Annotated in this window: 9 protein-coding genes; 5 read left to right on the top strand and 4 right to left on the bottom strand. The window is 67.7% G+C overall.

All coding sequences use genetic code 11. The features are described from left to right. Nucleotides 1–21 precede the first annotated feature (21 nt). The 3 genes from AB4Z32_RS14515 to AB4Z32_RS14505 are packed head-to-tail and all read left to right on the top strand — an operon-like array spanning nt 22 to nt 4216. A complete protein-coding gene (locus AB4Z32_RS14515) occupies nt 22–1521 on the top strand; it encodes an MDR family MFS transporter (RefSeq protein ID WP_442122621.1) in 1500 nt (499 codons plus the stop codon). 18 nt (nt 1522–1539) lie between these two features. After that, the gene (locus AB4Z32_RS14510; RefSeq protein WP_442122555.1) at nt 1540–3042 is read left to right on the top strand and encodes an efflux transporter outer membrane subunit; all 1503 of its coding nucleotides are present in this window, start codon (nt 1540–1542) and stop codon (nt 3040–3042) included. Between the two features lie 16 nt (nt 3043–3058). Then, nucleotides 3059–4216, top strand: a complete 1158-nt coding sequence (locus AB4Z32_RS14505; RefSeq protein ID WP_442122554.1) for an HlyD family secretion protein — start codon at nt 3059–3061, stop codon at nt 4214–4216. Nucleotides 4217–4346: 130 nt separating this feature from the next. Here AB4Z32_RS14505 and AB4Z32_RS14500 read toward each other — a convergent pair whose 3' ends face one another. From AB4Z32_RS14500 to AB4Z32_RS14485, 4 genes are all read right to left on the bottom strand, one after another. Beyond that, nucleotides 4347–5285 (bottom strand): 2-hydroxyacid dehydrogenase, encoded by a 939-nt coding sequence (locus AB4Z32_RS14500; protein WP_442122553.1) that lies wholly within the window; start codon nt 5283–5285, stop codon nt 4347–4349. Further along, nucleotides 5282–5977 (bottom strand): fumarylacetoacetate hydrolase family protein, encoded by a 696-nt coding sequence (locus AB4Z32_RS14495; RefSeq protein ID WP_442122552.1) that lies wholly within the window; start codon nt 5975–5977, stop codon nt 5282–5284. The genes AB4Z32_RS14500 and AB4Z32_RS14495 overlap by 4 nt, the downstream gene beginning before the upstream one ends. Before the next feature lie 176 nt (nt 5978–6153). Beyond that, nucleotides 6154–7851, bottom strand: a complete 1698-nt coding sequence (locus AB4Z32_RS14490) for a methyl-accepting chemotaxis protein (protein ID WP_442122551.1) — start codon at nt 7849–7851, stop codon at nt 6154–6156. A gap of 152 nt (nt 7852–8003) precedes the next feature. Continuing rightward, the gene (locus tag AB4Z32_RS14485) at nt 8004–9083 is read right to left on the bottom strand and encodes an aldose epimerase family protein (protein ID WP_442122550.1); all 1080 of its coding nucleotides are present in this window, start codon (nt 9081–9083) and stop codon (nt 8004–8006) included. A 103-nt stretch (nt 9084–9186) separates the two neighbouring features. On the opposite strand from AB4Z32_RS14485, the gene AB4Z32_RS14480 reads away from it, so the two are divergent. Both AB4Z32_RS14480 and AB4Z32_RS14475 read left to right on the top strand, forming a co-directional pair. Beyond that, nucleotides 9187–9981 (top strand): hypothetical protein, encoded by a 795-nt coding sequence (locus AB4Z32_RS14480; protein ID WP_442122549.1) that lies wholly within the window; start codon nt 9187–9189, stop codon nt 9979–9981. A gap of 78 nt (nt 9982–10059) precedes the next feature. Beyond that, nucleotides 10060–12171 (top strand): putative bifunctional diguanylate cyclase/phosphodiesterase, encoded by a 2112-nt coding sequence (locus AB4Z32_RS14475; RefSeq protein WP_442122548.1) that lies wholly within the window; start codon nt 10060–10062, stop codon nt 12169–12171.

Raw genomic sequence — 12171 nt, 5'->3', positions numbered from 1 at the left:
AATCCGCCGATCAACCGCACCATGATCACGATCTCGATCATGCTGGCGACCATCATCCAGGCGCTCGACGGCACCATCGCCAACGTCGCCCTGCCCCACATGCAGGGCGCGCTGTCGGCCTCCCAGGACCAGATCACCTGGGTGCTGACCTCCTTCATCGTGGCCGCCGCCATCGCCACCCCGCTGAACGGCTGGCTGGTCGACCGCTTCGGCCTGAAGAAGGTGTTCCTGGTCTCGGTGGCCGGCTTCACCATCGCCTCGGCCCTGTGCGGGCTATCGATGAACCTGACCGAGATCGTCGTCTCGCGCATGCTGCAGGGCGTGTTCGGCGCGGCCCTGGTGCCCCTGTCGCAGTCGGTCCTGCTCGACATCAATCCGAAAGAAAAGCACGGCTCGGCGATGGCGGTATGGGGCATGGGCGTGATGATCGGCCCCATCCTCGGCCCGACCCTGGGCGGCTGGCTGACCGACAGCTACAGCTGGCGCTGGGTCTTCTTCATCAACCTGCCGATCGGCGCGGTGGCCTTCTACGGCATCTGGCGCTACATCCACGCCACCACCGCCGCGCGCCGGGTGCGCTTCGACATGTTCGGCTTCGTCACTCTGTCGATCGCGATCGGCGCGCTGCAGATGCTGCTCGACCGCGGCGAACAGAACGACTGGTTCCAGTCGCTGGAGACCTGGGTCGAGCTGGTCATGCTGCTGCTGGCCGGCGCCTACTTCATCGGCCACACCCTGACGCGTCCGGCCGGCCAGTCCTTCGTCGACTTCCGCCTGCTCAAGAACAGCAACTACGTCACCGGCCTGCTGCTGATCTTCATCGTCGGCATGGTGCTGTTCGCGACCCGCGCGCTGATGCCGACCATGCTGCAGGGCCTGATGGGCTACCCGGCGGCGCTGGCCGGCCTGGTGACGGCGCCGTCCGGCCTGGGCACGATGGCGGCGATGCTGGTGGTGGGACGGCTCACCGGCAAGGTCGACTTCCGCCTGCTGCTGGGCGCCGGCTTCGCCATCACCGCGTTCTCGCTGTGGCAGATGACCCAGTACACGCTGGTGCTGTCGCAGTCCGACATCGTGTGGCCCGGCGTGATCCAGGGCGTGGGCCTGGGCCTGGTGTTCGTGCCGCTGTCGGCCGCCACCTTCGCCACCCTGTCGCCGCAGATGCGTGCGGAGGGTACGGCGCTGTACAGCCTGGTCCGCAACATCGGTTCCTCGATCGGCATCGCCATGGTGCAGGCCCTGCTGGTGCGTAACACCCAGATCGCCCACGCCTCGCTGACGACCCAGATCACGAATGCCAATCCGGCACTGAACGACCCGTCCAGCATCTACAACATGGGCAGCCAGCTCGGCGCCGCCATGATCAACAACGAGATCACGCGCCAGGCCTCGATGATCGCCTACGTCGACGACTACTGGCTGATGATGCTGCTCACCGCGGCCGTGATTCCGCTGCTGATCCTGATCCGTCCGCCGAAAGCTGCTTCAGCCCCGGCCCCGGTCGACGTGCACCTCGATTAATTTGGAAAGCTAGAACAAGTGCGACACACCTCATTCATCCTGAAAAACAGCCTCGCCGCCGGCGCCGTGCTGGCGCTGCTGGCCGGCTGCATCAGCGTGCCGGCCGACAGCAAGCGCGCCGCACCGATCGACCTGGCGGCAAAGGCCCAGCACGCGCCCGGCATCACCCTGCCGCAGGACGCCTGGCCGGCCGAGCAATGGTGGCTGACCTACGGCGACCCGCAGCTGAACGCCCTGGTCCAGCAGGCACTGCACGACAACCCGAGCCTGGCCGTAGTGCAGGCGCGCGTCGCCAGCGCCCAGGCCATCGTGACGGCCGAACGTGCCGACGAAGGCGCCCAGGTGGGCCTGTCGACTGGCCTGAACCGCCAGCGCTATTCCTCGAACGGCTTCTTCCCGCCGCCGATCGGCGGCAACTACTTCAACGACGCCAACGTGCAGCTGCGCGCCTCCTATGACGTCGACTGGTGGGGCAAGCACCGCTCCCTGGTCGCTAGCGCGCTGGGCGAAGAAAATGCGCGCAAGGCCGAAGCCGCCCAGGCCGCGCAGGCGATCGCCGCAAGCGTCGTCCAGAGCTACTTCCGCCTGCAGATGCTGTGGGCACGCCAGGACAACGTGAAGCTTCTCGCGGCGGTGCAGCGCGAGCTGGTGGCCGGCCGCAAGGCCCGCATCGCCCACGGCCTGGCCAGCGCCGACATGCTGCGCAGCGCCGAACTCGACCTCGGCACGATGGAAGAACAGTCGGCCCGCTTCGCCACCCAGGCGGTGCGCGAGCGCGAGGTGCTGCGCGCCCTGATCGGCGGCGATACGCAAGCCCTCGCCAAGCTGGCCCGCTTCAAGCCGGCGCCCGGCGCGAATACCCTGCCGCGCGAACTCGGCATGGAGCTGCTGGCGCGCCGTCCCGACCTGCAGGCCGCGCGCTGGCGGGTGGAGGCCCAGCTCGGCCGCGTGGCCGCCAGCGAAGCCGCCTTCCGTCCCGACATCAACCTGGTGGGCGCGCTCGGCCTCGACGCGGTCTCGCTCGGCAAGCTGCTGCGCTGGCCCAGCCGCACGCCGCTGCTCGGCGCCACCCTCGACCTGCCGCTGTTCGACAGCGGCCGCCTGAAGGCCCAGCTGGGCGTGGCCCGCGGCAGCCGCGAGGAACTGGTGGCCGAGTACAACGAAGCCGTGCTGGCCGCGGTGCGCGAAGTGGCCCAGGAAGGCGCAACCCTGCAGGGTCTCGACCAGGAAGCGCAGGCCCACCGGCAGACCGTGGAATCCAGCCGCAAGCTGCTCGACAGCGCCGAGGCGCGCATGCAGCGCGGCCTGCTGGAACGCGCCGGCGTGCTGCAGGCGAAGATGACCCTGCTGCGCCAGCAGGACACCGACCTGCAGCTGCTCGACGCCCGCCTGCAGACCCAGGTGGCGCTGGTCAAGGCGCTCGGCGGCGGTTATCGCGCGCCCGCCTCGGCTGCCGCAACGACGGCCACCGCATCGACGGCTGCCGCAGCGACGGCTGCCGCATCGAACAACACCAAATAATCCAGAACCCAAGACCATGAGCACCGAGAACAATCAAATCACGAACAAGGGCAAGCGCCGCGCAGTCCTGGCCGGCATCACCGTCGCCTTCCTCGCCGCCGGCCTCGCCTACGGCGCGTATTACACCCTGGTCTCCTCCAAGCGCGTCGAGACCGACAATGCCTACGTGGGCGGCAACCTGGTCAACGTCTCATCGCAGGTGACCGGCAGCGTGGTCGAGATCCGCGCCGACGAGACCCAGCTGGTGAAAGCCGGCGAAGAGATCGTGCGCCTCGACCCCTCCGACGCCGAAGTGAACCTGGCCCAGGCCGAGGCGCGCCTGGGCACCGCCGTGCGCCAGCAGCGCGAGCGCTATTCCAACGTCGATCAGCTGAACGCGGTGGTCGAACAGCGCCGCGTGACCCTGAAGGCGGCCCAGGACGACCTGGCGCGGCGCTTGCCGCTGGCGCTTGATAATGTCGTCTCCGGCGAAGACGTGGCGCACGCGCGCCGCGCCGTGCAGGATGCGAAGGCCGCGCTGGACGTGGCGCTGAAGCAGGTGGCGGCGGCGCGGGTGGCGGTGGCGGGCGTGTCCCCGGCCGAGCACCCGACCGTGCTGGCGGCGAAAGCCGATTACCTGTCGGCCTGGCTGGCGGCGCGCCGCAACGCCATCGTCGCGCCGGTGAGCGGCTACGTGGCCAAGCGCAGCGTGCAGGTGGGCAGCCGCATCGCCCCGGGCGCGCCGCTGCTGTCCATCGTGCCGCTGGACCAGCTGTGGATCGACGCCAACTTCAAGGAATCGGAACTGCGCGACATCCGCGTCGGCCAGCCGGCCACGATCGAGGCCGACATCTACGGCAGCAAGGTGGTCTATCACGGCAAGGTGGTGGGCCTGGCCGCCGGCACCGGCAGCGCCTTCTCGCTGCTGCCGGCGCAGAACGCAACCGGCAACTGGATCAAGGTGGTGCAACGGGTGCCGGTGCGGATCTCGCTGGATCCGAAGGAGCTGGCCCAGCATCCGCTGCGCGTGGGCCTGTCCGCCACCGTCGACGTCGACATCAGCAAGCAGGACGGCGGCGCGCTGGGCGCCGTGGCGGCCCCGAGCCCGACTTATACGACCAATGTGCTGAACCAGCCGCTGCAGCAGGCGCAGGCGGCTACGGATGCGATCGTGGCCAAGAATATGGCGAATTGAGTCGGCTTTAGAACCGTCGTTCCCGCGCAGGCGGAACCGAGGTTTGCAGGCGCGGTCGAAACGCACGCAAAACTTGGGTCCCCGCCTTCGCGGGGACGACGTTCATGCGCTGACGTTCATGCGCCAAGGTTCAGGCAGTCACCGGCGTCAACGCCCGCCCACTCCTGAACCAACTCCGCAAATTATCCAGCATCAGCTGCGCCATCGCCGCCCGCGTTTCCTGCGTGGCGCTGCCGATGTGCGGCAACAGCAGCACGTTCTCCAGCCCGAGGAAACGCTTGTCGATGTCCGGCTCGCCGTCGAACACGTCGAGCGCGGCGCCGGCGATGCGCTTCTGCTCCAGCGCCGCCAGCAGCGCTTCCTCGTCCACCAGCGAACCGCGCGCCACGTTCACCAGCCAGCCGCGCGGCCCGAGTGCGTCCAGCACGCGCGCATCGATCATGCGCGCGGTCTCGCGTCCGCCCGGCGCCGCCACGATCAGGATGTCGACGTCGCGCGCCAGCGCCGCCAGGTCGGCTTCGAAGCGCCAGTCCAGGCCCTGGTCGCTGCGGCCATGGTAGGCCAGGGCCACGCCGAACAGTTCGAGCCGGCGCGCGATCTCCTTGCCGATGCGGCCCAGGCCGATGATGCCGACGTGCTTGCCGGCGAGGCTGGTACTCAGGGGGAAGTTGGCCTCAAGCCAGCGGCCGTCGCGCACATAGCGGTCGGCCTGGGGCAGCTGGCGCAGCAGCGACAGCAGCGCGCCGATGCACAGCTCGGCCACGGCGGCGTTCAGCACGTCCGGGGTATTCGACACCACGATGCCGCGCCGCGCCGCCAGCTCGAGCGGGATCAAGTCGTAGCCGACGCCGTTGGTGGCGATGATCTCCAGCTTCGGCAGGCGCTCGACCAGGCTGGCCGGCACCTCCAGGTTGCTGCGGGTGACGATGGCGCGGATATCGCCGGCGCGCGCGGGATCGCGTTCGATGTCCGCGGCGCCCAGCCGCTCGAATTCGGCGTCGATCTGCGACTGTACCTCCGGCGGGAAGCCGCCGATCTGCAGCAGCCCGGGGCGGTGAAGGCCCGTCATTGGCCGCCGATGGCGAGTTCGAAAGTGGCGACGCCGTCCACGCCGCCGCGCACGTGGTCGCCCGGGTTCAGGGCATCGACCCCGGCCGGGGTGCCGGTGAAGATCAGGTCGCCCGGCGCCAGCGTCACGAAGCGCGACAGGTAGGCGATCACGTCGGCCACCGGCCAGATCATCTCGTTCAGGTTGCCCTCCTGCTTCAGCTGGCCGTTCACCTCGAGCCAGATGCGGCCGGCCTGCGGGTGGTCGGTACAGGAGACCGGCTGCAGCGGGCTGCAGGGCGCCGAGGCGTCGAAGCCTTTCGACATGTCCCAGGGCCGTCCGTCCTTCTTGGCGACGGCCTGCAGGTCGCGCCGGGTCAGGTCGAGGCCGACCGCATAGCCCCACACCATGCCGAGCGCCTGTTCCGGTGCGATGTTCGCACCGCCCTCCTTCAGGGCCACCACCAGTTCGACCTCATGGTGCAGCTCCTTCGTGGCTGGCGGGTAAGGCAGCGTGCCGCTGGCCGGCACCACGGCGTCGGCCGGCTTGGTGAAGAAGAACGGCGGTTCGCGGTCCGGGTCGGAACCCATTTCTCGCGCGTGGGAGGCGTAGTTGCGGCCGACGCAGAACACGCGGCGCAGCGGGAAAGTCTGGTCGGAGCCTGCGATGGCAAGCGCGGGGGTGTCGGGAGGGGTGATGACGAAGCCGGTCATGCTGATCCTTGTAAAGACGGTTGCCGAACGCGCCCTTGGGGGCGCGTCGGATACCATAACATAATCAGCGGCTGCGAGTTGAGACTGTCGTCCCCGCGCAGGCGGGGACCCAAGTTTGCTCGCGTTTCGGCAGATCAAGCAGAACTTGGATCCCCGCCTTCGCGGGGACGACGTTCTTAGAACTCTTCCCAATCACTCTCCACCGCCTCGGCCGGCGCCGGACGCGCGGTGCGGGCCGGCCTGGCCGCCGGCTTGGCGGCCGCCGCCCTTACTGCCGGCAGGGTGGAACGCGGCGCAGCCGGGGCGGCGGCCATGGCCGGCGCGGCGCCGTGCTCGAGCTTGAACACCGCCACCGCCTGCGCCAGGCGCGTGGCCTGGTCCTGCATGGCTTGCGAGGCGGCGGCCGCCTCTTCGACCAGCGCGGCGTTCTGCTGGGTCACGGTGTCCATCTGGGTGATGGCTTCGTTGATCTGCTCGATGCCGGCGCTCTGCTCCTGGCTGGCCGAGGTGATCTCGTTGAGGATGTCGGTGACGCGGCCCACGCTGTCGACGATGTCGTTCATGGTGCTGCCGGCTTCCTTCACCAGGCGGCTGCCGGTATCGACCTTGTCGCTGGAATCGTCGATCAGGGTCTTGATTTCCTTGGCCGCGGCGGCCGAGCGCTGGGCCAGGTTGCGCACTTCGCCGGCGACGACCGCGAAGCCGCGGCCCTGCTCGCCGGCGCGCGCCGCTTCCACGGCCGCGTTCAGCGCGAGGATATTGGTCTGGAAGGCGATGCCGTCGATCACGCTGATGATGTCCGTGATCTTGCCGGAAGCGTCGTGGATCTGTTCCATGGTGGCGACCACCTGGTGGATCACCTGGCCGCCGCGCGCGGCGACGCCGGATGCGGCTTCGGCCAGGGTATTCGCCTGGCGCGCATTGTCGGCGTTCTGCTTCACGGTCGAGGTCAGCTCTTCCATCGAGGACGCCGTCTCTTCCAGCGAACTGGCCTGCTGCTCGGTGCGGCTCGACAGGTCCTGGTTGCCGGCCGCGACTTCGCTGGACGCCGAGCCGATCGCCTCGGTGCCGGTGCGCACCGTGGCGACGGTCTTCACCAGGTTGTCGTTCATGGTCTTCAGCGATGCCAGCAGCTGGCCGACCTCGCACTTGCTGGTGACCTCGACCCTGGTGGTCAGGTCGCCGGCGGCGACGGCGTCGGCCACCGCCAGTGCGCGGCGGATCGGGCGCACGATCGAGGCCGTGGTCCACAGCGCCAGCGCGGCGGCGGCGCCCAGGATCAGCAGGCCCACCCCCAGCATCAGGCTACGGGTGCGGGCATAGGTGTCGGCGGCGGCGGCGGCATCGGCGTCGGCGAGTTCCTTCTGCTGCCGGATCTGCTCGGCGATCACCTTCTTGTACTCGACCAGGATCGGGCGCATCTCCTTCGCGAGGTAGGCCTTGGCGCTGTCCATGTCGTTCGCCTCGACCATGCGGATCAGTTCATCCTGGCTCTTCACATACCTGGCGTTCAGCTCCTGCTGCTGGCCCAGCAGGGCACGTCCCTGGGCGCTTTCCAGAGTCTTGTCGAGTTCGGCCAGAATGGTCTCGGCATCCTTGCGCGAGGCCTTCACTTCATCGAGCTGGGTGGCGCGGTCGGCCTTGTCGTCGTTCAGCATGATGTTGCGCAGCGCTATCGCGATGTCGTCGACTTCGCCCGACAGACGGCTGCTCAGGTCCAGGCGCGGCATGCGCTTGCTGACGATCGTATGGGTACCGGTGTTCACACTGCCGAGGCCGATCACACCCTGTCCGACGATGAACACCAGCGCCAGGCAGATGACCCCGAAACCCATCCCGAGACGGGTCCCGATCTTCCAATCCGTAACTTTCATTCTTCTCTCCGAAACCTTGTTGATTACAAGTCCACGCACAAATATGACGCAAAGCGACAAAGTTTATGGCGAGAAACTAACGAAAGTCGATAGAAAAGTGAAGTTTGTGGGAAGATATTTACAAAAATGAGTTATCGGAACAACACCGTTGCTTATGCCTCCACCGAAAACCTGAAGCGCGACTCGGTCGCATACATATCGCCCGGGCGCAGGATCGTGTTCGGGAAAGCAGGCTGGTTCGGCGAGTCCGGGAAGTGCTCGGGCTCGATGGCGAAGCCGCCGCGGTGGGGATAGGCGCAGCCCTTGCCCGACAGGCTGCCGTCGAGGAAGTTCCCGCTGTAGAACTGCACGCCCGGCTCCTGGGTCAGCAGTTCCAGCACCCGCCCCGAACCGGGATCGCGCACGCGCACCGCGCGCGTCAGCAGGCGGCTGCCGGCCTCCCTGTTCAGCACGAAGCAATGGTCGTAGCCCTGGCCGTTGGCGAGCTGCCGGTCGTCCTCGCCGATCCGGCTGCCGATGCTGCGCGGCTGGCGGAAGTCGAAGGGGGTGCCGGCCACCGGGCGCACCTGGCCCAGCGGGATCGATTCGGCGTCGATCGGCACGAAGCCGTCGGCATCGATGAGGAGTTCATGGCCGAGGATGTCGCCGCAGCCCTCGACGCCGGCCAGGTTGAAATAGCTGTGCTGGGTCAGGTTGACGGGCGTCGGCTTGTCGGTGACCGCCGAAAACCGCACGACGATCTCGTTGTCGTCGGTGAGGCTGTAGACGACCTGGGCGTCCAGATTGCCCGGATAGCCCTCCTCGCCGTCCCCGCTGCGGTAGCGCAGCCGTAGTTCATTGCCTTCGACGGCGGCCTGCCACAGGACCTTGTCGAAGCCGCGGTCGCCGCCGTGGAGGTGGTTGCTGCCGTTATTGGTCGCAAGCTGGTAGCTGTGGCCGTCGAGCGTGAAACGGCCCTTTGCGATGCGGTTGCCGTAGCGGCCGATCAGGGCACCGAAATACGGGCTCTCGCCAAGGTAGGGCGACAGCTCGTCGAAGCCGAGGGCGACGTCGGCGAAGCGGCCCTCGCGGTCGGGCACGAGGATATTCGTGATGATGCCGCCGAAATCGAGGATCTTCACCGTCATGCCGTGGCGGTTGACGAGGGTGTAGCGGGTGACCGGCGCGCCGTCGGGCAGCTTGCCGAACGGCGCCTGGGTGATGCCTGGGGTGGAGTCGGTTTGCACGTTCACGTTCGGTCCTGTATAGGTATGAGGTATCGCCGCCGCGGCGGCAGGTCGGCCCGATGCTAGCACGGCGCCCCGCTCGGCCGGCGCACCGTGGCACAATACGGCCATGCCTGCCCAGTTTGCTGACTACGCGGACCTGATCGCCGCCACCGACCTCGCCGCGATCGCGAATCCCGCACAGATTCCGGATGCCTATTTGCTCGGCCGCGCCGGCCGCGTCGAAGCGCATTACATTCCCTTCGACTACGTCAATCCCGCCGCGCGCGTGGTGGTGGTCGGGATCTCGCCCGGCTTCGTGCAATGGAAGAATGCGGTGCGCGCCGCGCAGCAGGGCTTGCGCGACGGCCTGCCCCTGCCCGACCTGCTGCGCGCGGCCAAGTACACGGGCGCCTTCAGCGGTGCGATCCGTCCCAACCTGGTGGCCCTGCTCGACCATATCGGCCTGCAGCGCTGGCTCGGGATCGCCAGCTGCGCCACGCTGTTCGGCGCCGACGCCCACCTCATGCACGTGACCGGGGCGCTGCGCCAGCCCATCTTCGTCGATGGCAAGAACTATAACGGCGCCAATCCGAACATGGTGACCACGCCCCTGCTGCAGGAACAGCTGCTGGCGTATTTCGGCCAGGAAGCGGCGCAGCTGTCCGGCGCCGTCTTCGTGCCGCTCGGGCCCAAGGTGAGCCAGGCGCTGTCGTGGCTGGCGCGCCGCGGCATGCTCGACGAAGCGCGCATCCTGCATGGCATTCCCCACCCCTCCGGCGCGAACGCGGAACGCATCGCCTACTTCCTCGGCCGGAAAACGAAAGCCGCCTTGTCGAGCCGCACGAACGGCGGCCAGATTGATGCCGACCGCCTGGCCCTCGGCGAGAAAATGACGGCCCTCGGGATGGCGCCGCTGCGATAAAGCCGGGGCCGCTTGGCGTGCTCCGCGTATCGACTACCGCGATTACACTGGAGCCGTCCAGCGTTCCAACAGGCGACCATGTCATTACATTCGTGGGAATACAATCGGCTCACCCTCGTCAATCTCGAAGACAAGCCTGCGGATTTCTTCAAGGGCCTGATCCAGGCGAGCAGCACCGCCATCGTCATCTGCGATGCAAAGCAGCCCGATGATCCGATCGCCTGGGTGAATCCGGCCTTCGAGGCGATCTCCGGCTACACGCTGGCCGAGGTGATCGGCCGTAACTGCCGTTTCCTGCAGGGCAGCGACCGTGACCAGCCCGCACTCGCCGGCCTGCGCGAGGCCCTCGCCACCGGCCGCAGCCACACCTGCACCTTGCGTAACTACCGCAAGGACGGCAGCGTGTTCTGGAGCCGCATGCACCTGTTCCCGGTATGCGATGCCGCCGGCGCGGTCACCAATTTCGTCGCCTTCCTGGAAGACGTGAGCGTCGCGATCCAGGCCCAGGCCGAGGTGGCGAATGCGCGCGAGCACCTCAGCACCCTGCTGGAGAGCATTTCCGACGGCTGCTTCTCGCTCGACCGCGAGTGGCGCTTCACCTTCATCAACAGCAAGGGAGCGGCCTGGATGCGGCGCAGCGCCGACCATTTGATCGGCAAGGTGATCTGGGACGAGTTCCCGGAAGCCGTCGGCGGCCCCTTCTATCAGACCTACCATCGCGCGCTCGAGCGGCAGGAAGCGGCCAGCTGCGAAAGCTATTATGCGCCGCTGCAGATGTGGCTGGAGGCGCGCGCCTATCCGTCGAAGGATGGCCTGACGGTGTTCTTTGCGAACATCACCGAGCGCAAGGAAGCCGAAGCGCGCCTGGTCCACATGGCGACCCACGACAGCCTGACCGGCCTGCACAACCGCTTCAGCTGCCTGCGCGCGCTCGACGAGGCGCTGGCGCGCGACGACATGATCGGGGTGCTGTTCGTCGACCTCGACCACTTCAAGGAAGTCAACGACGCCCACGGCCACCAGTCCGGCGACCTGGCGCTGCAGGAGATCGGGCGCCGCCTGGCGGCATTCGGCAATGCCGATACCACGGTGGCGCGCATCAGCGGCGACGAATTCGTGTTCGTGCTCACCGATGCAAATCCGGAAGCGGCGAAGGCGCTGGCGGCCACGGTGCTGCAGCACATGGCCGAACCGATCGCGATCGGCCCCCTGAAGGTCACGGTCGGCGCCAGCATCGGGATCGCGCTGGGCAAGCCCGGCGAGGTCAGCGCCGACGAACTGCTGAACAATGCGGATGCCGCGATGTATGCCGCCAAGGACAACGGCCGCCATACCGCCTGCCTGTTCTCGCCCAAGTCGGCGCAGCTCATCAAGGAGCGCCTGCAGCTGCGCCAGGAAGTGTTTTCGGCCCTCGAGCGGCGCCAGTTCGTGCTGTTCTACCAGCCGCAGATCAGCGCCGCCAACGGCGCCGTGGTGGGGGCCGAGGCCCTGCTGCGCTGGGAGCATCCGCGCCTGGGCGTGATCGCGCCGGGCGCCTTCCTGTCGATGCTCGAGGATTCGCCGGCGATCAACGCGGTCGGGGCCTGGGTCTGCGAGGAAGCCTGCCGCCAGGCGCGCGAATGGGAGCTGCTCGGCTTCCAGCTGCAGATGGCGGTGAACGTGTCGACCCGCCAGCTCACCGACGAGAACCTGCCGGTGCTGCTGAAGAACCTGGTGGCGCACTACGGGCTGGACACCGGCTGCATCAAGCTGGAAGTCACGGAGAGCATGCTGACCCAGGACATCGAGAAGGCGGCGTCCGTGCTGCGTTCGCTGCAGCAGGAAGGCTTCAGGATCGCGCTCGACGATTTCGGCACCGGCTACTCGAACCTCTCCTACCTGCGCCAGTTCCCGATCACCGCGATCAAGATCGACCGCTCCTTCGTGCAGGAGATCGAGGAAGACCGGCGCTGCCTGGACATCGTCAACGGCGTGATCGCCTTCGCCAAGTCGCTCAAGCTGTCCGTGATCTGCGAAGGGATCGAAACCGAGGCGCAGGCCTGCGCGATCCGCTCGACCGAATGCGACGTGCTGCAGGGCTACCTGATCGGCAAGCCGATGCGTGCCAGCGATTTCCAGGCCCTGCTGCTGGCCCAGCGCACCATGCCCCAGCAGGCCTATCCCGGTTGCAGCCAGCCGGACACTGATTGA

The organism is Massilia sp. 2TAF26, assembly GCF_052115005.1.
Lineage (GTDB): Bacteria > Pseudomonadota > Gammaproteobacteria > Burkholderiales > Burkholderiaceae_D > Telluria.
Note: the sequence above shows the minus strand (reverse complement) of the source record. Positions and strands in the feature narration are given on the sequence as shown.

Bases quoted from the DNA above. Each gene is read 5' to 3' on its own strand.
- AB4Z32_RS14490 (WP_442122551.1), bottom strand. From the start codon at position 7,851: ATGAAAGTTACGGATTGGAAGATCGGGACCCGTCTCGGGATGGGTTTC.
- AB4Z32_RS14475 (WP_442122548.1), top strand. From the start codon at position 10,060: ATGTCATTACATTCGTGGGAATACAATCGGCTCACCCTCGTCAATCTC.
- AB4Z32_RS14500 (WP_442122553.1), bottom strand. From the start codon at position 5,285: ATGACGGGCCTTCACCGCCCCGGGCTGCTGCAGATCGGCGGCTTCCCG.
- AB4Z32_RS14495 (WP_442122552.1), bottom strand. From the start codon at position 5,977: ATGACCGGCTTCGTCATCACCCCTCCCGACACCCCCGCGCTTGCCATC.
- AB4Z32_RS14515 (WP_442122621.1), top strand. From the start codon at position 22: ATGATCACGATCTCGATCATGCTGGCGACCATCATCCAGGCGCTCGAC.
- AB4Z32_RS14505 (WP_442122554.1), top strand. From the start codon at position 3,059: ATGAGCACCGAGAACAATCAAATCACGAACAAGGGCAAGCGCCGCGCA.
- AB4Z32_RS14480 (WP_442122549.1), top strand. From the start codon at position 9,187: ATGCCTGCCCAGTTTGCTGACTACGCGGACCTGATCGCCGCCACCGAC.